This window comes from Crenalkalicoccus roseus (assembly GCF_004761865.1).
GTDB classification, from domain to species: domain Bacteria; phylum Pseudomonadota; class Alphaproteobacteria; order Acetobacterales; family Acetobacteraceae; genus Crenalkalicoccus; species Crenalkalicoccus roseus.
Genome location: NZ_SJDM01000012.1, coordinates 20,951 through 44,119 on the forward strand (window position 1 = coordinate 20,951; position 23,169 = coordinate 44,119).

Consider the following 23,169-nt stretch of genomic DNA (forward strand, 5'->3'; position numbering starts at 1 on the left):
GCTTCCCTGGCGTAGCTTCCCGTCACGGAGCCCTGCGGATCGAGGATCCATGCCCGACGTCGTCGTCGTCGAATCGCCCGCCAAGGCCAAGACGATCAACAAGTATCTCGGCCGCGACTTCACGGTGCTGGCGAGCCTCGGCCACGTCCGCGACCTGCCGCCCAAGGACGGCAGCGTGCGGCCGGAGGAGGACTTCGCCATGGACTGGGAGGCGGAGGAGCGCGGCGAGCGGCAGGTGAACGAGATCGCCCGCGCGCTGCGCGGCGCCCGCCGCCTCTTCCTCGCCACCGACCCCGACCGGGAGGGGGAGGCGATCTCCTGGCACGTGCGGGAGATGCTGGCGCGCAAGGGCGCGCTGAAGGGGCTCGAGGTCCGGCGCATCACCTTCAACGAGATCACCAAGCGCGCGGTGCAGCAGGCACTCGCCAGCCCGCGCGACCTCGACCGGGCGCTGATCGACGCCTACTTGGCGCGGCGGGCGCTCGACTACCTGGTGGGCTTCACCCTCTCCCCGGTGCTGTGGCGCAAGCTGCCGGGCAGCCGCTCGGCCGGGCGGGTGCAGTCGGTCGCGCTCCGCCTCATCTGCGAGCGCGAGGCGGAGATCGAGGCGTTCCGCCCGCGCGAGTACTGGACCGTGGAGGGGCGGTTCCTGACCCCGGCAGGCGCCCCCTTCACCGCCCGGCTGACGCATCTCGACGGCCGCAGGCTCGAACAGTTCGACCTGCCCGACGAGGCGGCGGCGATGCGCGCCAAGGCGGCGGTCGAGGCCGGCGCCTTCTCGGTCGCCTCGGTCGAGCGGAAGCGGGTGCGGCGCAACCCGCCCCCGCCCTTCACCACCTCCACCCTGCAGCAGGAGGCCAGCCGCAAGCTCGGCCTCGGCGCCCAGCAGACCATGCGCCTTGCGCAGCAGCTCTACGAGGGGGTGGACATCGGGGGCGACACGGTCGGCCTCATCACCTACATGCGGACCGACGGCGTGCAGATGGCGCGCGAGGCGATGGTCGCGATCCGCGACCACGTGAAGGAGGCGTTCGGGGGCGACTACCTGCCGCCCGGGCCGCGCGAGTACGCCTCCCGCGCCAAGAACGCCCAGGAGGCGCATGAGGCGATCCGCCCGACCGACGTGCGCAACACCCCGGAGCGGGTCGCCCGCTTCCTCGACGAGCGCCAGCGCCGCCTCTACGAGCTGATCTGGAAGCGCGCCGTGGCCAGTCAGATGGCCTCGGCCGAGCTCGACCAGACCACGGTGGAGCTGGCCGACGAGGCCGACCGCACCAGGCTGCGCGCCACCGGCTCGGTCATCGCCTTCGACGGCTTCCTCAAGCTCTACCGCGAGGACCTCGACGACCCGACCGGCGCCGAGGACGAGGAGGGCCGCACCCTGCCCCCCATGGCCGAGCGCGACCCGCTGAAGACCCAGGAGGTGACGGCGGACCAGCACTTCACCCAGCCGCCGCCGCGCTACTCCGAAGCCTCGCTCGTGAAGAAGCTCGAGGAGCTCGGCATCGGCCGCCCCTCCACCTACGCCTCCATCCTGCAGGTGCTGCAGGACCGGGAGTATGTGCGCCTGGAGCGGCGCCGCTTCGTCCCGGAGGATCGCGGGCGCCTCGTCACCGCCTTCCTGGTCGCCTTCTTCGAGCGCTACGTGGACACCGGCTTCACCGCCGCGCTCGAGGAACAGCTCGACGACATCTCCGGCGGGCGGGCGGACTGGCGGGCGGTGATGCGCGCCTTCTGGGAAGAGTTCCGCCGCGCGGTGGACGCCACCAGGGACCTCAAGATCAGCGACGTGATCGAGGCGCTGGACGAGGAGCTGGGGCCGCACTTCTTCCCCGCCCGCGAGGACGGGGCCGACCCGCGCGCCTGCCCGGCCTGCGCCGCCGGCCGGCTCGGGCTGAAGCTCGGGCGGCAGGGCGCCTTCATCGGCTGCTCCAACTACCCCGAATGCCGCTACACGCGCCCCCTCGCCGTCCCCGGCGCCGAGGGCGACACGGCGAGCGCCCTGCAGGAAGGGCCGCGCGAGCTCGGCACCGACCCGGCCACCGGCCAGGCGGTGACGCTGCGCCGCGGCCCCTACGGCCTCTACCTCCAGCTCGGCGAGGAGACGGAGGACGAGAAGGGAAAGAAGCTGAAGCCCCGCCGCGCCAGCCTGCCGCGCGACATGGACCCCGAGGCGCTGGACCTCGACCGGGCGCTGGCGCTGCTCTCCCTGCCGCGGGTGATCGGGCTCGACCCGGAGACAGGGGGGGAGATCACCGCCGGCATCGGCCGCTTCGGCCCTTATGTCCGCCTCGGCAACACCTACCAGTCGCTGGAGCCGGGCGACGACGTGCTGACGCTCGGCATGAACCGCGCCATGGACCTGCTGGCCAAGGCGCGCGCCAAGGTGCGGCTGCTCGGCCCGCACCCGGCGGATGGCGCGCCGGTCGAGGTGCGCAAGGGCCGCTTCGGCCCCTTCGTCCAGCACGGCAAGACCGTCGCCAGCCTGCCGCGCGACACCGACATGGAGGAGGTGACGCTCGAGCAGGCGGTCGCGCTGCTGCGGGAGAAGGGGAAGGAGCTGGCCCCGCGCGGCCGGAAGGGCACCAAGGCCACGGCGGCGAAGCGCGGCGCCGCCCGCGCGGCGGCGGCGCCGGCGGAGGGCGCCGAGGCGCCCGCCCCCGCTGCCCGGAAGCGCGCCCCGGCGGTGCGGGCCGCGGCCAAGCCCAAGCCGGCGGCGCGGCGCGGCGCCAAGACGACCGCCGCCGCGACGAGGAAGAAGCGGCCGGCTGCCAAATCCGGCGGCCGGCGCAAGGGCGAGGGCTGAGATGGCCCGCCTCCCCGGCTCGGCGTCGCGGCGCGGCAAGGACGGGCGGGAGGGGGCCCCGGCCAGGAACGCGGCGCCGGCGCCGGAGCGCCCGGCGCGGCGCGCCCGCGCCCGCGCGGCGGAACCGCCGCCCCTGCCCTCGAAGGAGGCGCTGCGCCGCTTCCTCGCCGCCGCGCCCGGCCGGGTCGGCAGGGCGGAGATCATCCGGCATTTCGGCCTCGCCCCCGGGCAGCGCCCGGCGCTGCGCCGCCTCCTCGCCGAGCTGAAGGCCGAAGGCGCCGCCGCCCCCGCGGGCCGGCGGGGCCTCTCCGCCGCCGTCCCGGCCCGGCTGCCGGAGACGGCGGTGGTCGAGGTCACCGGCACCGATCCGGACGGCGACCCGATCGCCCGCCCCCTCGGCTGGAAGGCGGAGCGGGGCCGGCCGCCGGTGATCCACATGCACCCCGAGGCGAAGGGGCAGCCGGCGCTCGCGCCCGGGGAGCGGGTGCTGGCGCGCCTCAGGCGCCTCGGCGCCGGGAAGTACGAGGGGCGCACGCTGAAGCGCCTCGGCGGCGCGGCGCCGGCGCGGGTGCTCGGCGTCTACGAGGAGGGGCGCATCATCCCGACCGACCGCCGCCACAAGGCGGAATGGGCGGTGCCGCCCGGCCAGGCGGGGGAGGCGAAGCCCGGCGAGATCGTGCTGGCCGAGCCCCTGCCCGCGCACCGCCACCTCGGCCTGCGCCCGGCGCGCATCGTCGAGCGGCTGGGGGTGATGGGGGAGCCGCGCTCGGTCTCCCTCGTCTGCATCCACGCCCATGGCATCCCCGACATCTTCCCCGCCGAGGCGGTGCGCGAGGCCGAGCGCGCCCGCGGCGTGGCGGCGCGGGGGCGGGAGGACCTGACCGCCATCCCCCTCGTCACCATAGACGGCGAGGACGCGCGCGACTTCGACGACGCGGTGTGGGCGGAGCCGGAGGGCGAGGGCTGGCGCGTCATCGTCGCCATCGCCGATGTCGCCCACTATGTCCGCCCCGGCAGCGCGCTCGACCGCGAGGCCTGGGCGCGGGGCAACAGCGTCTACTTCCCCGACCGGGTGGTGCCGATGCTGCCCGAGGCGCTGTCCAACGGCTGGTGCAGCCTGCGCCCGCGGGAGAGGCGCGGCTGCCTGTTCGTCGAGATGTGGTTCGACCGCTCCGGCACCAAGCTCCGCCACCGCTTCGGCCGCGGGGTGATGCGGAGCGCCGCGCGCCTCACCTACGAGCAGGTGCAGGCGGCGGCCGATGCCGGTACCGAGCCGGAGGGGCTGGCGCAGGGCCACACGGCGCGGCTCTACGGCGCCTTCCGCGCCCTGCTCGCGGCGCGGGAGCGGCGCGGCACGCTCGACCTCGAGCTGCCGGAGCGGCGGGTGCTGCTCGATGCCCGCGGCCATGTCGCCGGCGTGGTGCCGCGCGCCCGCCTCGACAGCCACCGGCTGATCGAGGAGTTCATGATCGCCGCCAATGTCTGCGCGGCGGAGGAGCTGGAGCGGCTCGGCGCCCCCTGCATGTACCGCATCCACGACCGCCCCTCGGACGAGAAGCTGGAATCGCTCAGGCAATTCCTCTCCGGCCTCGGCCTCTCCCTGCCGCCCGCGGACCGCCTGCGCCCACGCGACTTCGCCGGCGTGCTCGACCAGGCGCGCGGGCGGCCGGAGGAGCGCTTGGTGCACGAGACGGTGCTGCGCAGCCAGTCCCAGGCCGCCTACAGCCCGGACAACATCGGGCATTTCGGCCTCGGCCTGCCGCGCTACGCCCACTTCACCAGCCCGATCCGCCGCTACGCCGACCTTCTCGTGCACCGCGCGCTGATCCGCGGCCTCAAGCTCGGCGCCGGGGCGCTGGAGGAGACGGAGGCGGCGCGCTTCCCCGACACCGCCGAGCACGTCACCCAGACCGAGCGCCGGGCGGCGGCGGCCGAGCGCGACGCGGTGGACCGCTACCTTGCGGCATACATGGCACAGCATGTGGGCGAGGTGTTCGAGGCGCGCATTTCGGGCGTGACACGCTTCGGCCTCTTCGTCACCGTCGAGGCGAATGGCGCGAGCGGAATCGTCCCGCTCGGATCCCTGCCGGACGACCGATGGACCGAGGACCAGGCCACGCATTCGCTGGCAGGCCAGAGGACGGGGCTGCGCTTCCGCCTGGGCCAGGCGGTGGAGGCGCGGCTGGTGGAGGCGACGCCGCGCACCGGCGGCATGGTGTTCCACCTGATGCAGGGGGTGGCGCGGCGGGGCCCGAGAGGCGCGGGGCGCGGGCGCCGCGGCTGAGGGCGCCCCGCCCCGGATCCGGCGGGAGGGTGGCGAGGCGGCGGGCGGGCGCGGGCCTGCTCGGCGCGCTGCTGATGCTGCTCGCCGCCTCGGCACGGGCGGTGGAGCGGGAATTCCCGCGCGACCTGGTGCAGGCGGTCTTCGCCTCCGCCTTCGAGGTGGTGCTTGAGCGCCACCTGGAGGCGGCGGCGCCGGCCGAGCTCGGCCTGTGGAGCCTGCGCGGCCTCGAGGTGCTGGACCCCGGCCTGCGGCCCGAACTCAGCGCCGGCACGCTGCTGCTCTCGGACCCGGAGCGGCTGCTCGGCGCCCGCCCGGTGCCGGGCGGGCCGCCTCCGGCCGCGGCGGGCCAGCTCGCCACCGCCCTGGCGGCGCTGTTCGAGGCGGCTTGGCGCGCCTCTCCCGCGCTGCGGCGGGCCGGGGCGGAGGGGATGCTGCGCAGCGCCTTCGAGGAGCTGTTCAACCACCTCGACCCCTACAGCCGCTACCTGAGCGCGGCGGAGGCGCGGGCGGCGCGGGCGCGTCGCGTCGGCCAGTCCGGTCTCGGCCTGCGGCTCGGCGCCGGGCGGGGCGGCGCGGTGGTGGTGGCACGGGTGGAGGAAGGGGGGCCGGCGGAGGAGGCGGGGCTGCGCGCCGGCGACCGGCTTCTGGCGGTGGACGGGGTGGCGGTGTCGGCGCATGACCTTGGCGCGGCCGTCGCCCTGCTGGAGGGGCCGCCGGGCAGCCAGGTGCGGCTGACCCTGCAGCGCGCCGGCCGGCGCCTCGAGGTGGTGCTGCCGCGCCTCGCCGCGCAGCCCCCGGCGCTGCGGGCGGAACGGCGGCAGGAGATCCTGTGGCTGACGCTGGAGGTCTTCGCCAACGACACCGACCGGCGCCTGGCCGAGGCGCTGGCCGAGGCGCGGCGGGCGGGGGCGCTGCGCGGCCTGGTGCTCGACCTGCGCGGCAATCGGGGCGGGCTGCTCGGCCAGGCGGTGGCGGTGGCCTCGGCCTTCCTGCCGGGGGGCGTCGTGATCCGCACCTCGGGGCGGCACCCGGAGGCGGAGCGCCTCTACCTCGCCGACGAGGCCGACATCGCCGCCGGGCTGCCGATGGTGCTGCTGGTGGACGGGCGCTCCGCCTCGGCGGCGGAGATCGTGGCCGCCTCGCTCTCCGACCGCGGCCGGGCGGTGGTGGCGGGCAGCACCACCATGGGCAAGGGGCTGATCCAGGTGGTGGCGCCGCTGCCGAACGGGGGCGAGCTGCTGGTCACCTGGGCCCGGGTGCTCGCGCCCGGGGGCTGGCCGATCCAGGGGCTCGGCGTGGTGCCGGCGCTGTGCACCAGCCTCGGCGCCGAGGCCCTGGCCGAGACGCTGGCGCGGCTGCGCCGGGGCGAGTCGCCGATGGCTCCGCTGCTCGCCCGCCTGCGCGCCGCCCGCCCGCCGGTGCCGGCGAGCGAGCAGGTGGCGCTGCGCGAGGCCTGCCCGCCGGCTGAAGGGCGGGAGGCGGACCTCGCCGCCGCCCAGGCGCTGCTCGACTCCCCGCCCGCCTACGAGGCGGCCCGGGCGCGCTGACCCCCCTGTCCGGTTCCGCTTGACGCGCCCGGCTCCGCCGCTAGTGTCCCCGCCCTTGAGCGCCCCGAACCCCAGGGACAGAAGGCTTCGCCATGGCCAAAGCGAATACCATCCAGATCAAGCTGGTGAGCAGTGCCGACACCGGCTTCTTCTACGTGACCAAGAAGAACGTCCGGAACACCACCGGCAAGCTCGAGAAGAAGAAGTACGACCCCGTGGTGCGCAAGCACGTCGTCTTCCGCGAGGCCAAGATCAAGTAGCCGCGCCCCCTTCCCTTGGGGCCGCAGGGCCGTTTCCACCTGGCCGTTTCCGGCCGCCCGCGATCCACCTCAGGCCGGCTGGGGCACCAGATCCGCGGCGGTCGCCATCACCACGCAGTCCCGCCCGCGCGCCTTGGCGCGGTAGAGCGCGGCGTCCGCCGCCCCGATGGCGGCCGCGACCGGGGTGCCGATGGGGGCGATGGCGAGGCCGATGCTGGCGGAGACGGCGATGCTGAGCGGCCCGACCAGGCAGGGCTCGCTGCTGATCGCCTGGCGCAGCCTTTCCGCCACCATGGCGGCATAGTCCGCGGATTCGGCGGCGAGCGCGACCAGGAACTCCTCCCCCCCGTAGCGGGCCACCACATCCGCGCCGCGAAGCTGCGCCTGCAGCCGCCGCGCGACCTCGCGCAGCACCGCATCGCCCGTCTCGTGCCCGAAGCCGTCATTGACCGCCTTGAACCGGTCCACGTCGAGCAGCAGCACCGCCGCGTCGCTGCCGCGCAGGAGCTGTTCCAGGTAGCGGCTGGCGTAGTGGCGGTTGCGCAGCCCGGTGAGCTGGTCGGTCACCGCCATCTTCAGCGACCGGTCCAGGATGTCCCGCATCCCGTCCTGGTAGCGCTTGCGGCGGATCTGGTTGCGGACCCGCGCGCGCAGCTCGTGCAGGTCGAGCGGGCGGAACAGGTGGTCGCTCACGCCGAGGTCGAAGCCGCGGAGCACCAGCCGGCGCTGGTCCGGGTCCGCGACCAGCAGCACCGGCAGGTCGCGCGTCGTCGCCTGGGCGCGCAGGCGGGAGGCGAGGCGCAGCGTCTCGCCCCCCTCCGCCGCGAGGCAGAGCAGGGCAAGGTCGAAGCCGCCCTCGGAGAGCAGGCGGAGCGCGTGCTCGGGCTCGGCGGCGCGGCGCGCCGACAGCCCGTCGGCGGCCAGCGCGGCCTGGATGCGCGCCGCCTCCCCGGCATCGCCCCCCACCACCAGGGCGCGGGCGCCGCCGAGGTCGAGCGCGGGGTCGCAGGGCGCCTCGATCCCGAGCTCCTGCACCGCCGCCACGCCGCGCCGCCAAGCGTCCTGCACCTGCTTGACGCGCAGCAGGGCACGCAGGCGGGCGAACAGCGTCGCATCGTCGATGGGCTTGGAGAGGAAGTCGTCGGCCCCGGCCTCCAGGCCGCGCACCCGCTCGGACTGGTCGGCGAGCGCGGTGACCATGACCACGGGGATATGGGCGGTCGCCGGGTCGCCCTTCAGGCGCCGGCAGACCTCGTAGCCGTCCATCCCGGGCATCATGACGTCGAGCAGGATCACGTCCGGCGACCAGGTGCGGGCCAGGGCTAGCGCCTCCGCCCCCGAGCCCGCGAGCGCCACCTCGTAATATTCCGCCTGCAGCTTGACCTCGAGCAGCCGCAGGTTGGTGGCGATGTCGTCCACCACCAGGATGCGGGCCGTCATGTGACGGCTCCGTGAAGAGTGGGCGCAGGCATGGCGCCGGAACCTCCGCGGGGGTTCGTCCGCTGCACGGCAGCGCCTAGAGAGGCCAGGACGTGTGGAAGGAGCACGGCATGTCCGACATCACGGCAAGCGAACGCGAGGACCGCAGGGGCGTGGCCAACATCGCCCTGTTCTTCCGGCGGTGGATGGCGAACCCCCTGCAGATGGGCTCGATCATCCCCTCCTCCCCCAGCCTGTGCCGCCGCATTGCCGCGCTGGTGACGCGGGCGGAGGATGAGGTCGTGGTCGAACTCGGTGCCGGAACCGGCGTGGTCTCCCGCGCCCTGATCGCCGCAGGGGTGCCGCCCGAACGGCTGGTGGTGCTGGAGATCGTGCCCGACATGGCGGCGCATCTGCGCCGTGTCCTGCCCGGCGCCACGGTGATCACGGGCGACGCCTTCGAACTGCCCCGGATGCTCCCCTCGCGCTGGCACGGCAAGGTCGGCACCGCGATCTGCGGCATCCCCCTGGTGCTGCTGCCGCTCGCCCAGCAGCGTCGCTTCGTCGAGGCGGTGGAGGCGGTGGCGCCGGGCCGCGGCTTCCTGCTCTATACCTATTGCATCACGTCGCCCCTGCCCTACCGAGCCCTCGGCCTGACGGCCCGGCGCGAGGCGTGGACGCCGCTCAACTTCCCGCCTGCAAGCGTGTGGCGCTACCAACCTGCCCGCTAGGGAGCCCATGACACCTCCGCCGGGGAGTCGCGCAGGGGTGGTACTCCGCCATGACCGCTCACGCTGTGACGCATAGCACAGCGCCGGCCCGATAAGAAGCGATTGCGCCTGCGGGGCCGGGCACACGCCGCTTCCGCCTTCAGCCGGAGGTCAGGGCCACCTCCCCCCCGTCGGGGCGCCGCAGCCGGGCCACCAGCCGCGCATGAGGGCTGCGTCGCACCCGCAGCGCCTCCTCCAGCCCCCGCTCGGCGAGGGCGGCGCGCAGCGCCTCCGCCTCGGGGTGCTCGGCCTCGAGCGCCAGCAGGCGGCAGCCGCTGTCCCTGATCTGCGAGGCGGCGCCGGGGCCGTCCCACTGGATCAGGGCGGGGATCAGGTTGTCCATGTCCTGCCGCTGAGGCGGGAAGGCCATGCGCCAGGAGAGCCGGCCGCGGCGCATCGCCCTCATCTCCCCGCCGCGCGGGCCGAGGCGCGCCACCACCGCATCCAGCACCGGGGTGCGGGCGACCCAGGCGATCAGCGAGGGCTCCGCCTCGAGGCGCGTGCGCATCGCGGGGTCGTCGAGGTCGAAGGGCCGGGGGTGTTCCGGCTCCGGCTGGCTGGGGTCGGGGGCGATCACCTCCAGGTAGCAGGCAGGCCCGAGACCCAGCAGCAGGTTGTGCGTGCCGAAGCCCTCATGCGCCCCGCCGGGATCCGGCCGGACGCCGAGATGGCGCTCGATGTACTCGGCCCCCTCCTCCAGGGTCCTGGCACCGAGGACGATGTGGTCGATCTCCGCCATGCGGCCTTTCCTTCTCCTTCCCGTGGTGCCGGGACGGAGCCGCATGCCCGGCGCCGCCCTGCCCCCCTGTCCTCCCCCGTGGGCATTCTTTGCTTGGCCGGGCCTCCGGGCGAATGCCCCGGCATCATCCTCACGGGCATCTCACCCGCCGGCGGCGATCCCTGCCAAGCCTTGTGGTTTCTCGTTCCTGGCTGTTTCCCTCCCTTCCGCGAGCTGCCTAGCGCGGGGCGAACTGGGTCCTGCCGAACAGCACCTCCCGCTCCGCGTCGGTGATCGGCGCGCGGCGCTGGCGGTCGGCCAGCACGGCGACGCCGCGCCGCACCGCGGGACGCGCCGCGATGGCATCGTGCCAGCGCCGCACCGCCGGGAACTCGCCAAGGTCTATGCCGCGCCGGTCGGCGTTGCGGATCCAGGGGAAGGTGCAGATGTCGGCGATGCTGTAGTCCGGCCCCGCGAGATAGGCGCTCTCGGCCAGGCGCTTCTCCAGCACCCGGTGCAGGCGCCGCACCTCGTTGCCGTAGCGCTCGATGGCGTAGGGCAGCTTCTCCGCCGCGTAATTGGCGAAGTGGTTGTACTGGCCGAACATGGGGCCGATGCCGCCCATCTGGAACATGGTCCACTGCAGGCAGCGGTAGCGCGCCTCCCCCTCCCTCGGCAGCAGGGCGCTGCCGGTCTTCTCCGCGAGGTAGATCAGGATCGCCGCGCTCTCGAACAGCGCCAGCGGGCGGCCTTCCGGCCCCTCCGGGTCCACGATCGCGGGGATGCGGTGATTCGGCGTGATGGCGAGGAATTCCGGCCTGAACTGCTCGCCCTTGCCGATGTCCACCGGGATCACCTCGTAGGGCAGCCCGAGTTCCTCGAGCATGATGTGGACCTTGTGCCCGTTGGGGGTGGGCCAGGTCCAGACCTGGATGGGTGGCGCCATGCGCGTCTCCTCTCCGCCTCCGGGAAGCTTGCCGGGGGGATGGCCGGGCGCGCAACCCCACGCCGCCCATGGCCGGACCCGCCCGCCCGGCCTAGGCTGCGCGCCGGGACACCCGGGGAGGATCGGAATGCCGCCGCGCCTGCTGCTCTGGACCGACCAGGCGGAGCCCTACCGCGCCGCCATCGCCGCCGCCGGCCTCGAGGGCCGCGTCGCGATCGAGGCGCTGCCGCGCAAGGCCATGCCTTCGGAGGAGACGCTCGCCGGAACGGAGGCGATGCTCGCCTGGGGCGCGCCGCCCGGCCTGATCGGGCGGATGCCGCGGCTGCGCTGGATCCAGGCGCTGACCGCGGGCGTGGAAGGGTGGCTCGCCCTGCCCGACCTGCGCCCGGAGATCGTGCTCACCTGCGCGCGCGGCACGCATCGCAGCTCGATGCCCGAGAACATCCTGGGCGCGCTGTTCCACATCACCAAGCCCTACCACGCCATCGCGCTCGACCAGCGGGAGCGGCGCTGGACGCGGCGCGTCTCCGTCCCGCTCGGCGGAAAGACGCTCGGCATCCTCGGCCTCGGCGCCATCGGCCAGGAGGTGGCGCGGCTCGCGCGGGCGCTCGGGATGCGCGTCATCGGCACGCGGCGCGGCGGCGCGCCCCTGCCCGGCCTCGCCGAGGTGTTCCCGCCCGACCGCACGGAGGAGGTGCTGGCGCAGTCCGACTTCGTGCTGCTGCTGCTGCCGGCGACGCCGGAGACCGAGAACATGATGGATGCGCGCCGCCTGGCGCGGATGCGGCGCGAGGCGTGGCTGCTCAATTTCGGCCGTGGCGCGCTGATCGTGGACGAGGACCTGGTGGCGGCGGTGCGGGAGCGGCGCATCGCCGGCGCGGTGCTCGACGTGTTCCGCGAGGAGCCGCTGCCGCCGGACCATCCCTTCTGGACCACGGAGGGCATCATGGTGCTGCCGCACATCGGCGGCCTGCATCCCGAACGCGACGCGATCGTCGCCGCGCTGCTCGCCGACAACCTCGCCCGCTTCCTCGACGGGCGGCCGCTGCGGGAGGTGGTGGACCGCGCCGCGGGATACTGACGGCCGGGGGGGGGGGCGGTTGACGCCTCCGCGAGGCCGGTGCCACCATTCCGTCAAACCATAATCCGGGAGGAAAGCCATGTCCGAGAACGGGCACATCGGCAGGCGCGGCTTCGCAATGCTGGGGATGGCGGCGCTCGCGGCGCCGGCGATCGCGCGCGCCCGGCAGCCGGACGAGATCACCGAGCACCAGCGCAAGCTCTACGAGGCGGCGCGCGCCCGCAACGAGCAGGCCACCTGGTACGTCGCGCACTACAACAGCGAGACCGCCGAGGCGCTCGGCCGCGCCTTCGACGAGGCCTTCCCCGGCGTGAAGGCGAACGTGGTGCGCACCACCGCGCAGGTCGCCTTCCAGCGCCTGTCGCAGGACCTGCGCGCGCGGGTGCAGAATTGCGACGTGTTCAGCTCCACCGACGTCGGCCACTACATCCGGCTGAAGGAGGACGGGCGCTTCGAGAAGTACGTGCCGGAGAACATCCAGCACGTGATCCCCTCGCTGCGCGACATCGACAAGGACGGCTACTACCACACCACCTCCATCGGCACGGTGCTGATCAACTTCAACACCAACCGGGTCAGCCGCGAGGAGGCGCCGGTGAAGTGGACCGACCTGCTCGACCCGAAGTGGGAGAACCGTGTCACGGTCGGCCACCCCGCCTTCTCCGGCTATGTCGGGACCTGGGTGGTGACGATGCGCAAGCTCTACGGCTGGGACTTCTTCAAGCGCCTGGAGCGGAACAGGCCGCAGATCGGCCGCTCGATCAACGACACCGTCACCATGCTGAACGCCGGCGAGCGCTGGGTCGGCGCCGGACCCGGCGCGACCACGCTGCGCAGCGCCTCGCGCGGCAACCCTCTGGCCGTGAACTACCCCGAGGACGGGACGGTGCTGATGATCTCCCCGACCGCGATCATGAAAGGCACGCGCAACCCCAACGCGGCGCGGCTGTTCGTCGAGTTCCTGCTCAGCAAGCGCTCCTGCGAGATCCAGGCGGAGAATTTCAGCGAGATCGTGCGCAGCGACGTGCCCTCCTTCCCCGGCGCGCGGGACCTCGCCACGGTGAAGATCATCCGCCCGACCGACGAGGAGATCGAGCGGGGCATCCCGGAGGTGCGGGAGCTCTGGCGCGACACCTTCGGGGTCTAGCGTCCTGAACGGCCGGCCGGCGGGAGCCGCAGCATGAGCACCACCGTCGCTCCGAAGGTCGCCGCGGGCCCGGTCGCGCCCTCGGGCGGCCTGCTGCGCCGGCTCCGCTACCTGGAGCCGGCGACGCTGCTCTGGCTCCTGCTGGTCGGCGCGCTGTTCTTCCTGGTCGTCTGGCCGGTCGCCGAACTGCTGATCACCAGCTTCCAGGCGCGCCGGACGGGTGAGTTCACCCTGTCCAACTACGCCGCCGCCTACGGGCGGCAGCGCTACGTGGACGCGCTGCTGAACTCGCTGGCGCTCGGCGCCCTCGCCGCCGCGATCTCCGCGGTGATGGCGGTGCCGATGGCCTGGGCCTGCTCGCGCACCAACATGCCGGGGCGCGGCTTCGCCTGGCTCACCGTGCTCGCCGCCTTCATCATCCCGCCCTACCTCGGCGCCATCGGCTGGATCCTCCTGGCGGGGCCGAATTCCGGCTGGATCAATCAGACCTGGAGCCTGCTCACCGGCTCCGAGGCGAGCCTCGTCAACGTCTACACCTTCTGGGGCCTGGCGCTGGTCATCGCGCTGAACTCCTACCCCTTCATCTTCATCTTCACCAAGTCGGCGCTCGACCTGATCTCCTCCGAGATGGAGGATGCGGCGAACATCCTCGGCGCCGGCACCTGGACCACCACCCTGAAGGTCACGCTGCCCCTGGTCTGGCCGATGATGCTCGCGGGCATCATCCTGGTGTTCCTCGAGACCATCGCGCTGTTCGGCACGCCGGCGATCATCGGCATCCCGGCCCGCATCAACGTGGTGACGACGCAGCTCTGGCAGTTCTTCGAGGCGCCGGTGCGCGCCGAGGTGGCCGCCGCCTACGCCATGCCGCTGCTGCTGATCACCGCGGCGCTGATTGGGCTGCAGAAGCTGCTGCTGTCGCGCAAGGGCTACGTCTCGCAGACCGGCAAGGGCGGCGAGCGGCGGGTCATCAACCTCGGTCCCTGGCGCTGGGTGCTGTTCGGCTGGTGCGTCGTCGTCTGCGTGCTCTCGGTGGTGGCGCCGATGATCGCCCTGGTCCAAGCCTCCTTCTCCAGGGCCTGGGGGCGCGGCTTCTCGCTCGACAACCTGACGCTCGCCAATTACGAGTTTCTGCTGTTCGGGCACGACGCCGCCCGCGGCGCGATCGTCAACACCTTCGTCTTCTCCGCCGCCTCGGCGACGCTGGCGATGGCGCTGGCGCTCGCCATCGCCTACGTCGTCCGGCGCAACCTGCTGCCCTTCGGCACCGCCCTCGCCTTCCTGTGCATGGCGCCCTTCGTCATCCCGGGGATCGTGATGGCGATCGGCTTCTACGCCGCCTATGCCGGGCCGCCGCTGCTGCTCTACGGCACGGCGACGCTGATGATCCTCGCCTTCACCACGCGCTTCCTGCCGATCGCCTACGCCAACGGCGCGGCGGGGATGCAGATGATCCATCCGGAGATGGAGGAGGCGGTGCGCATCCTCGGCGGCGGGCGGCTCACCGCCATCCGCTCCGTGGTGGCGCCGCTGCTGAAGAAGGCGCTGCTCGGCGGCTGGCTGCTGGTGTTCATCCTGGCGACACGCGAGCTCTCCGCCGCGATCTTCCTGATCGGCCCGCACACCCGCACCATCTCCGTCCTTCTCTACGACCTGAGCGAGGAGGGCAATTTCGAGGTACTGTCCGCGCTCGGCGGCATCCTGCTGGTCATCACCCTGGTCTTCGTCGGCATCGGCATGAGGCTGATCGGCCGCGACTTCATGCTGCGGAGGAGTTCCGAGTGAGCAAGCTGGTCCTGCGCAACCTGCACCGGCGCTTCGGCAGCTTCGCCGCGGTGGACGGCGTGGACCTGGCGCTGCAGGAAGGGGAGTTCGTCTCCCTGCTCGGCCCCTCGGGCTGCGGCAAGACCACCACGCTGCGCATGATCGCGGGCTTCATCCCGCCCTCCGACGGCACGATCGAGATGGACGGCGAGATCCTCTCCTCGCCGCAGGCGGTGATGCCGCCCGAACGGCGGCGCATGTCCATGATCTTCCAGTCCTACGCCATCTGGCCGAACATGACGGTGGCGGAGAACGTCTCCTTCGGCCTGAAGCTGCGCAAGCTGCCGGCGGAGGAGGTGCGCCGCCGCACCGGAGAGATCCTGGAGGTGGTGCAGATGTCCCACCTCGCCGGCCGCTACCCGGCCGAGCTTTCAGGCGGGCAGCAGCAGCGCGTGGCGCTGGCGCGCGCCATCGTGGTCAAGCCCTCCGTCCTCCTGCTGGACGAGCCGCTGTCCAACCTCGACGCCAATCTGCGCGAGGAGATGCGCTTCGAGATCCGCCGCCTGCACGACGAGTTCCGCATCACCACCGTCTACGTCACCCACGACCAGGCGGAGGCGATGGTCACCTCCGACCGCATCGCGGTGATGAACGCCGGCAAGATCGAGCAGGTGGACGATCCCTTCTCGCTCTACAACCGGCCGCGTACGCGCTTCGTCGCCGGCTTCATCGGGCGCACCAACTTTCTCGAGGCGCGTCTGGTCGGCGACCGGCTCGGCCTCGACGGCTTCGAGCTGCCTGCCGCCATGGTGCAGAGCGCCGCGGGACCGGGGGAGAGGGTGCTGCTCTCGGTGCGGCCGCAGAGCATCACCCTGCACCACGCCCCGCCGCCGGACGACGGCGACAGGGTCTCGGTGCCGGCGCAGGTGGTGGAGTGCGCCTATCTCGGCGAGCACTGGGACTATGTGGTGGTGCCGCAGGGCAGCGGCACCAGGCTGCGCGTCACCGCCGCCCCTGCGCAGCGCCACCAGCCGGGCGAGGCGGTGTGGGTGCGCTTCGATCCCGCGCAGATCGTCGCCATAAGCTGACAGGACGGGCCGTGCCGGCCCCATCCGCCGCAGAGGAAGGCCGAGACATGCAGCCGCGCCGACAGCCATGACCGCGACGCCACCGCCCACCGGCCCGCTGAAGGGCCTCCGCGTGCTCGACCTCACCGGCGTGGTGCTCGGCCCCTTCGCCACGCAGATGCTGGGCGACTGGGGCGCCGACATCATCAAGGTCGAGCCGCCGCAAGGCGACCTGGTGCGCAACTCCGGCGTCGCGCGCCATCGCGGCATGGCCTCGGTCTTCCTCAGCATCAACCGCAACAAGCGCTCCCTCTGCCTCGACATCAAAAAGCCCGAGGGGGCGGAGGTGCTGCGCCGGCTGATCCCGCGCGTGGACGTGCTGGCCAGCAACATCCGCCCCGCCGGCATGGCGCGTGCCGGCTTCGGCTGGGAGGAGTGCGCGGCGCTGAACCCGCGGCTGGTCTATGCCGTCGCCACCGGCTTCGGACAGGACGGACCGCACCGCGCCCGCCCGGCCTTCGACGAGATCATCCAGGCGGCGAGCGGTCTTGCCGACATCGTGGGCGAGGAGGCGGGGCGGCCGATGTTCGTCCCCTCCCTGGTCGCCGACAAGATCACCGGCATGGCGCTGCTCTCCGCCATCCTCGCCGCGCTGCTGCACCGCGAGCGCACCGGGGAGGGCCAGCTCGTCGAGGTGCCGATGCTCGAAACGCTGACCGCCTTCGTCAGCGTCGAGCATCTCGGCGGCCTCGCCTTCGACCCGCCGGAGGGCGGGGCGGGCTACAAGCGCCTGCGCCACCGCAAGCCGGTGCCGACCGCGGACGGGTGGATGACGCTGCTGCCCTACACCGCGGCGCACTGGCGCGCCTTCTTCACCGCCGCCGGGCGGCCGGAGCTGATCGAGGCGCTCGCCGTGGACGACCCGGTGAGGCGCAACGCCAACATCGACAAGGTCTACGAGGCCACGGCGGAGATCGCGCGCACCCGCACCACCGCGGAATGGCTGCGGCTGTGCGAGGAGCTGGACATCCCCGCCACCGCCTTCTCGCGCCTCGACGAGGTGCCGGAGCATCCGCACCTGAAGGCGGTCGGCATGTTCCAGACCATGCAGCACCCGAGCGAGGGCAGGCTGCGCTACGCCCGCCCCCCGACGCGCTTCGCCAGGACCCCCGCCGATGTGCGCCGCCCCGCGCCGCGCCTCGGCGAGCACACCGCGGAGCTGCTCGCCGAGCTCGGCTACGGGGAGGAGGCGATCCGCGACCTGGCGGCGCGGGGCGTGGTCAGGCTCGGCTGACGGTTCAGGCGCGGCGGGAAGGGCGATAGGGTGGGGCATGGTCCCGCTCTCCCCCCACATCCGCGCCACGGACGCGCCGCCGATCCCCACTGCCCGCGCCTGGGCCGCCGCCTATGACGGAAGGGCAGGGCCGCCGCTCGACCTTACCCAGGCGGTGCCGGGCTATCCGCCGCATCCGGCGCTGCTCGCCCGCCTGGCGGAGGCGGCCGGACGCCGCGCCAGCGCCGGCTACGGGCCGATCGACGGCGAGCCGGCGCTGCGCGAGGCGCTCGCCGCCGACATCGCCCGCGCCTATGACGCGCCGGTCGGGGCCGGCGATGTCGCCATCACCGCCGGCGGCAACCTCGCCTTCGCCATGACCATGGCCGTCCTGGCCGGGCCGGGCGACGCCGTGCTGCTGCCCACCCCGTGGTATTTCAACCATCGCATGGCCCTCGCCATGCAGGGCATCCGCGCCATTCCCCTCCCCTGCCGCGCCGAGGACGGCTTCGTGCCGGATCCGGACCGCGTGGCGGCGCTGCTGCGCGAGGGCGCGCGGGCGATGGTCCTGGTCTCGCCCAACAATCCGACCGGCGCCACCTGCCCGCCGGCGGTGATCGCGCGCTGCGCGGCGCTCTGTCGCGCCGCCGGTGCCTGGCTGGTGCTGGACGAGACCTACAGGGACTTCCTGCCGGCCGGGGAGGACCCGCCGCACCCCCTGTTCCGGGATCCCGCCTGGCGGGAGGGGGTGGTGCAGCTCTACTCCTTCTCGAAGGCCTATTGCGTGCCGGGGCACAGGGTGGGGGCCATCCTCGCCGGCCCCGGCTTCCGGGCGGAGCTGATGAAGGCGCTCGACACGCTGCAGATCTGCGCCCCCCGCGCGGCGCAGATAGCGCTCGCCTGGGCGGTGGAGGCGCTGCGCGGCTGGCGGGAGGAGAACCGCCTCCTCATGGCGGCGCGGGCGGCGGCGTTCCGCCGCGCCGCGGAACGCCTGCCGGGATGGCGGCTCGATGCGCTCGGTGCCTATTTCGCCTATCTGCGCCTGCCCGAGGAAGCGCCCGGCGCGATGGCTGCGGCCGAAAGGCTGGCGGTGGAGCGCGGGCTGCTCTGCCTGCCCGGCCCGTTCTTCGGCCCCGGACAGGAGCGGCACCTGCGGCTCGCCTTCGCAAATGTGGAGGAGGCGGCGATCGAGGCGGTGCCGGAGCGGCTGGCGGCGCTCTGACGCCGCGGCCGGGCGCTCAGGCGGCGCTGGCCAGCGCCGTCGCCCCGGCTTCCAGCCGCACCCACGCCTTCAGGGGCAGGTGGTCGGAGGCGACCCGGGCCAGCGGGCTGTCATGCACCTCCACCGGCCCCACCACGAGGCGCCGGCAGCCGAGAATGCGGTCGAGCGCCAGCACCGGCAGCCGGGCGGGGAAGCTGGGCGGGCCATCCGGCACCGGGCCGAAGACCGGCGACAGCGCCTGCAGCACCGAACGCCCGCCGGGGCGCCACTCGTTCAGGTCGCCGAGCAGCAGGGTCGGCATGTCGGGACCCTGGGTAATGGTCTCGAGAATGCAGGCGGCCTGGCGCAGGCGGCAGCGGCGCAGCAGGCCGAGATGGGCCGCCACCACCCGGATCGGGCCGCGGCCGCAGGGCAGCGTCAGCTCGGCCACCACGGCGCCCCGGGGTTCCGCCCCCGGCAGGGCCATGCGGTGCAGCCGGGCCCTGGTGCCGGGCCGCACCAGCAGGCCGTTGCCGTGCCAGCCGAGCCCGTCCGGCAGGTCGGAGACGCGCAGCGGCACCAGGCCGCTCTCGCGCTCGATCGCCGCGATGTCGAGCAGGCCGGTGCGCCGCCCGAAGCGCCGGTCCACCTCCTGCAGCGCCACGAGATCGGCGCGAAGCTCGCCCACCACGGCGGCGATGCGGCCGGGATCGAAACGGCCATCCGTGCCGACGCATTTGTGGATGTTGTAGGAGGCGACCCGCAGGTCGCCCTCCCGCCGCGCCCCCGACGGACCGTGGCGGATGACGGGGCGGTTGGCCTCCCAGAGGAGGTCGCGTGCCGCCGCGCCGGGCACGCGGAAGCGGCGGCCGGCTCGGCCAGGATCAGGCGACGCGTCGGGACGCGGCAGGCGAAAGGGCTGCAAGGTCATCCGTCTGGCTGAAAAGGCCGAGGCGACACGGGGTTGCCGGCCAGGGTTCGTGCCCGGCAGCAATTAGGGGCAGACGGTCGGCAATCCAAGCGCTTCGTGAAGGGGCCGGCCGCTTCCGCCGGGCGGAAGCGGCGGCCGAGACGTCCCGCCGGCGCGGCGGGACGTCCCGGGGCGGCTCGCTATCTACGATCGAGCCACACATCCTCCATACGCCAGTGGTTGTAGATGCTGTTGCCGGCGATGGTCAGACCCTTGACATGCGGATACCAGCAGGTGCCGCCCGCCGTGTGGTAGAGCATCGGCCGCGCAATGTCCTGCTGCAGCGCGAGGTCGGTTTCCCGCACGAGCTGCAGGCGCTTCTGCGGATCCGTCTCGGCCGACTGGGCGTCGAAGCGGCGCTGCATCTCCTCGTTGCAGTAGTTCTCGTAGTTCCGCTCGCTGCCGCAGGCGTAGCTCTCATAGAAGCCCACATCCGGATCGTCGATGCCGCGGCCCACCAGGTTCATGGCGAGGGAGAAATTGCGCCGTGCCATGACGGTGTACCACACCGTGGTGTCATGGATCTCCAGCTCGGCCTCGATGAAGGCGTGCTTCAGGTGATCAATGAGGATCACGGCGGGGTCGCGGTAGATCGCGATGTCCCTGGTCGAGACCTTGATGCGCAGCGGGTTGTTCGGGCCGTAGCCGAGCCCGCCCATGATCCGGCGCGCCTCCTCCCGGTTCTGCTCGACATTGTTGCCGTAGCCGGGAACGCCGGCCTCGGCCAGATCCTCCGCCGTCAGCCCCCACTGCCCGTGCGGTGGCGGCAGCATCACCCCGCCAAGCGCGAGCTGGCCCTCGCCGAGGATGGTGTTGAACGCGTTGCGGTCGAGCGTCAGCGCCACGGCGCGCCGGACCTCGGGCCTGTTGAAGGGCTCTGCCTCGCGGTTGATCAGGAGCTGGGCGGCGACGTTGGAGGGCTTCACCTCGCACTGCGCCGTCGGGGCCTGGCTGCGCACGTCGCGCACCAGCGGGATTGTCACGTCCCAGGGGAAGGTCATGTCGAACTCGCCGGCGGTAAAGGCGAGGATGCGGGTGGAGCGGCTCGGGATGATCCGCCACTCGATCGCGTCGAGGAAGGGCCGGTCCGGCTTCCAGTAGTCGGGGTTGCGCGCCAGGCGGATATGCGAGTTCGGCCGGAACTCCACCACGCGGAACGGCCCCGTGCCGATCGGTCGCTGGCGCATCACCCGCCCGTCCACGTGGCAGGGATAGACCGGCGACATGCCGGTGGCGAGGAAGCTGATGAAGGAGGGCTGCGGCCGGCCCAGATGGAAGGTGACCTCGTGATCGCCGTTGGTGGTCACGTCCTGCAGGTTGAAATACCAGGGCCGGCGCACGTTCTTCCGCCAGCCGGCGTTCCGCTCGCCGCGGATCGTGTCCCAGGTGCACTTCACGTCGGCGCTGGTGAAGGGCTTCCCGTCATGCCACTTCACCCCCTCGCGCAGACGCAGGGTGAGTCTGGTGTTGTCCTCGTTCCAGCGCCACTCGGTGGCGAGCTCGGGCACGATGTCGTCCGGGCTCGCCGTCTCGGAGTGCTGGTTGAACACGAAGAGGTTGTTGAACACGGCCATGAAGGGCGCGGCGGTGGAGATCGTCGCCTCCTCATGGATCGAGGCGCTGGGCGGGCTATCGCGGTGGTAGATCCGCAAGGTCCCGCCCCTGGTCTGGGCCGAGGCCACGCTCATCACGAGGACCGAGCCCAGCATGGCCCCGAGGGCCAGCTTGCCGATGAAGGATGTCATTGCTCCGTTTCCTCCCTGCTCTGCTTCGCCCGGTTCCGCTCCTCCCTGCGGACCACCAGGGCATCCACGACCGTCAGCCCCTCTCCGGCAGGATGAACGATCACGGGGTTGAGGTCTATTTCCTCGATATCCTCGGCGAAGTCGCCGGCGAAGCGCCCGAGCCGCACCATCAGCCCGACCAGCGCCTCGACATCGGCCGGTGGCGCGCCGCGCACCCCCTTCAGCAGCGCCGCGCCCTTCAGTCCGGCCAGCAGCGCCCGCGCCTCCTCCGCGCCGAGGGGCGCGGGAGCGAAGGCGACGTCGCGCAGCACCTCGACATGAATGCCGCCCAGGCCGACCATCAGCATCGGCCCGAAATCCCGGTCGCGGCTGACGCCGAGGATGATCTCCTGGCCGGGCGGCGCCATCCTCTGCACCAGCACGCCGCGGATCGTGGCATCCGGGCGGGCGGCGCGGGCGCGTTCCAGCATGTCGCGGCAGGCGGCGCGCACCGCCTCCGCCGAGGCGAGGTTCAGCGCCACGCCGCCGATCTCGGTCTTGTGCGGGATCTCCGGGGACTGGATCTTCAGCGCCACAGGGAAGCCGAGGCGCGCCGCGACCGCGGCCGCCTCCTCCGGGCCGGCGGCCAGGCTCTCGGGCGGGCGCGGCACCCCGTAGGCCTCGAGCAATTCCTTCGCCTCGTGCTCGCAGAGGATCCGCCCCGCCCCGCGCAGCCGCTCCCCGACCCCGGCCGCGGGGGGCGGTGTCGGCTCCGGGAGGCGCGCGCCCAGACCTTCTCGGAACCGTCGGTAGTCGGCCATGGCACGGATCGCCCGGGCGCAGTTCGGCATGCTGGTGAAGATCGGCACGCCGCACGCCGCCGCCAGATCCACCGCCTCCTGCACCGCCCGCGTGTAAGCGCAGAACAGCACCGGCTTCTCGGGATGGGAGGCGACCTGCGCCAGCTTCTCCTGGTCCTCGCGCAGCCGATGCGCGTTGGCGACGGAGCCGACGATCACCACGGCATCGACGACCGGCGAGCGCTGCAGGATGCCGACCACATGCGCGTAGCCCACCTTGCCGATCGCCCCCGCAGTGAGGTCTACCGGATTCGCCGCCGTGCCGTAGGAAGGCATCAGCGCCGCGATCTCGCGCCGCGTCGCCTCGTCGAGCGGCGGGACCTCCAGCCCGTGTGCGACCAGCGTCTCCGCCATCCACACCGCGGCGCCGCCCGAGCCCGACATGACGGCGACGCGCCGTCCCCTCGGCAGCGGGCAGAAGGCGAAGCCCGCCGCGATGTCGAGCATCTGGTCCATGTCCTCGCCGCGGATGACGCCGTGGCGGCGGAACACCGCCTCATAGGCGGCGTCCGAGCCGGCCAGCGCGCCGGTGTGCGAGGCCGCGGCGCGGCGCGCCACCTCCGAGCGGCCCATCTTGGCGACGATCAGCGGCTTGCCGCGCTCGGCCGCCTTGGTGGCGGCGCGCAGGAAGGTCTGCGGATTCCGCACCGCCTCCAGATAGAGGAGGAAGATGTCGGCGCGGTCGGCGTCGATCAGGTGCTCGACCAGGTCGAAGCCCTCGAGCGCCGCCTCGTTGCCGGTGCTGGCGAGCACCTCGAAGCGGAGCTGCCGCGGCCGGCCACGGTGGAAGAAGGCGAAGCCGATGCCGCCGCTCTGCGCCGCCACGGCGATGCGCCGGCCCCGCGTGACGTCCGGCAGCAGGGGCTGCGCGTAGTCCTCGACCGCCGGGCTGAAGGTGGCGACCACCTGCGCCGGGGCGTTGAAGAAGCCTTCGGCGTTCGGGCCGCACACCGCCATGTCGTAGCGGGCGGCGATCTCGCGCACCGCCCGCTGCAGCGCCGGCCCCGACTCGCTCGCCTCCTCCGCGAAGCCGGAGCTGATGATGTAGGCGGCCTTCACGCCGGCCCGGCCGCACTCCTCCAGCGCCTCCGGCACCGCGGCGGCGGGGATGACGACGACGGCGAGGTCCACCCGCTCCGGCACCTCGGCGATGCTGCGATAGGCCCTGCGGCCCTGGATCTCGGCGTGGCTGCGGCTGATGGGATGAACCGGGCCGGGGAAGCCGCGCGCCTGGAGCACGTGCTGGATCTTCCCGCGGATGATCGTCGTGTCCGGGGAGGCGCCGATGATGGCGATGCTTCGCGGCGCCAGCAGCGCGTCCAGGTCCGGCAT

At 73.2% G+C, this 23,169-nt stretch carries 17 protein-coding genes; 11 read left to right on the plus strand and 6 right to left on the minus strand.

The annotated features are described in order from the left end of the window. The first annotated feature begins 49 nt into the window (after window positions 1–49). The 4 genes from topA (at window position 50) to rpmG (ending at window position 6,897) form a co-directional block, all read left to right on the plus strand. Window positions 50–2,806 (plus strand): type I DNA topoisomerase, encoded by a 2,757-nt coding sequence (topA, locus tag ET526_RS10815; protein ID WP_135467708.1) that lies wholly within the window; start codon window positions 50–52, stop codon window positions 2,804–2,806. Window position 2,807: 1 nt separating this feature from the next. After that, window positions 2,808–5,090, plus strand: coding sequence for a ribonuclease R (gene rnr / locus ET526_RS10820; RefSeq protein ID WP_135467709.1), 2,283 nt, complete (start codon window positions 2,808–2,810; stop codon window positions 5,088–5,090). A 29-nt stretch (window positions 5,091–5,119) separates the two neighbouring features. Beyond that, the gene (locus ET526_RS10825; protein ID WP_135467710.1) at window positions 5,120–6,637 is read left to right on the plus strand and encodes a S41 family peptidase; all 1,518 of its coding nucleotides are present in this window, start codon (window positions 5,120–5,122) and stop codon (window positions 6,635–6,637) included. A 92-nt stretch (window positions 6,638–6,729) separates the two neighbouring features. After that, entirely contained in the window at window positions 6,730–6,897 is a 168-nt protein-coding gene (gene rpmG, locus ET526_RS10830) for a 50S ribosomal protein L33 (RefSeq protein ID WP_135467711.1), read from the plus strand. 69 nt (window positions 6,898–6,966) lie between these two features. Here the strand turns inward: rpmG and ET526_RS10835 are convergent, their stop codons facing one another. Then, entirely contained in the window at window positions 6,967–8,337 is a 1,371-nt protein-coding gene (locus ET526_RS10835) for a PleD family two-component system response regulator (RefSeq protein WP_135467712.1), read from the minus strand. A gap of 110 nt (window positions 8,338–8,447) precedes the next feature. On the opposite strand from ET526_RS10835, the gene ET526_RS10840 reads away from it, so the two are divergent. Next, a complete protein-coding gene (locus tag ET526_RS10840; protein ID WP_135467713.1) occupies window positions 8,448–9,047 on the plus strand; it encodes a class I SAM-dependent methyltransferase in 600 nt (199 codons plus the stop codon). 139 nt (window positions 9,048–9,186) lie between these two features. Here ET526_RS10840 and ET526_RS10845 read toward each other — a convergent pair whose 3' ends face one another. Both ET526_RS10845 and ET526_RS10850 read right to left on the minus strand, forming a co-directional pair. Further along, the gene (locus ET526_RS10845; protein WP_158295559.1) at window positions 9,187–9,825 is read right to left on the minus strand and encodes a VOC family protein; all 639 of its coding nucleotides are present in this window, start codon (window positions 9,823–9,825) and stop codon (window positions 9,187–9,189) included. Between the two features lie 217 nt (window positions 9,826–10,042). Beyond that, window positions 10,043–10,750 carry a glutathione S-transferase family protein gene (locus ET526_RS10850; protein WP_135467715.1) on the minus strand — a complete coding sequence of 236 codons (708 nt, stop codon included), beginning with the start codon at window positions 10,748–10,750 and terminating at the stop codon, window positions 10,043–10,045. 127 nt (window positions 10,751–10,877) lie between these two features. On the opposite strand from ET526_RS10850, the gene ET526_RS10855 reads away from it, so the two are divergent. The 6 genes from ET526_RS10855 (at window position 10,878) to ET526_RS10880 (ending at window position 18,304) form a co-directional block, all read left to right on the plus strand. Next, the gene (locus tag ET526_RS10855) at window positions 10,878–11,831 is read left to right on the plus strand and encodes a D-2-hydroxyacid dehydrogenase (protein ID WP_135467716.1); all 954 of its coding nucleotides are present in this window, start codon (window positions 10,878–10,880) and stop codon (window positions 11,829–11,831) included. 79 nt (window positions 11,832–11,910) lie between these two features. Next, a complete protein-coding gene (locus ET526_RS10860) occupies window positions 11,911–12,978 on the plus strand; it encodes an ABC transporter substrate-binding protein (protein WP_135467717.1) in 1,068 nt (355 codons plus the stop codon). A gap of 33 nt (window positions 12,979–13,011) precedes the next feature. Beyond that, complete coding sequence (locus ET526_RS10865; RefSeq protein WP_135467718.1) at window positions 13,012–14,763, plus strand: ABC transporter permease; 1,752 nt, start codon at window positions 13,012–13,014, stop codon at window positions 14,761–14,763. Further along, window positions 14,760–15,830 (plus strand): ABC transporter ATP-binding protein, encoded by a 1,071-nt coding sequence (locus ET526_RS10870; protein ID WP_135467719.1) that lies wholly within the window; start codon window positions 14,760–14,762, stop codon window positions 15,828–15,830. Before ET526_RS10865 ends, ET526_RS10870 begins: the two co-directional genes overlap by 4 nt. Window positions 15,831–15,897: 67 nt before the next feature. Beyond that, on the plus strand, window positions 15,898–17,103 hold the full coding sequence (locus ET526_RS10875; protein WP_135467720.1) for a CaiB/BaiF CoA transferase family protein: 1,206 nt from the start codon (window positions 15,898–15,900) through the stop codon (window positions 17,101–17,103). Between the two features lie 37 nt (window positions 17,104–17,140). Continuing rightward, a complete protein-coding gene (locus ET526_RS10880) occupies window positions 17,141–18,304 on the plus strand; it encodes an aminotransferase (protein ID WP_135467721.1) in 1,164 nt (387 codons plus the stop codon). 16 nt (window positions 18,305–18,320) lie between these two features. On the opposite strand, the gene ET526_RS10885 is transcribed toward ET526_RS10880, so the two are convergent. The 3 genes from ET526_RS10885 to ET526_RS10895 form a co-directional block, all read right to left on the minus strand. Then, window positions 18,321–19,208, minus strand: a complete 888-nt coding sequence (locus tag ET526_RS10885) for an endonuclease/exonuclease/phosphatase family protein (protein ID WP_240048358.1) — start codon at window positions 19,206–19,208, stop codon at window positions 18,321–18,323. 185 nt (window positions 19,209–19,393) lie between these two features. Next, window positions 19,394–20,998 (minus strand): ABC transporter substrate-binding protein, encoded by a 1,605-nt coding sequence (locus ET526_RS10890; RefSeq protein WP_204623598.1) that lies wholly within the window; start codon window positions 20,996–20,998, stop codon window positions 19,394–19,396. Next, window positions 20,995–23,169, minus strand: coding sequence for an acetate--CoA ligase family protein (locus ET526_RS10895; RefSeq protein ID WP_135467723.1), 2,175 nt, complete (start codon window positions 23,167–23,169; stop codon window positions 20,995–20,997). The genes ET526_RS10890 and ET526_RS10895 overlap by 4 nt, the downstream gene beginning before the upstream one ends.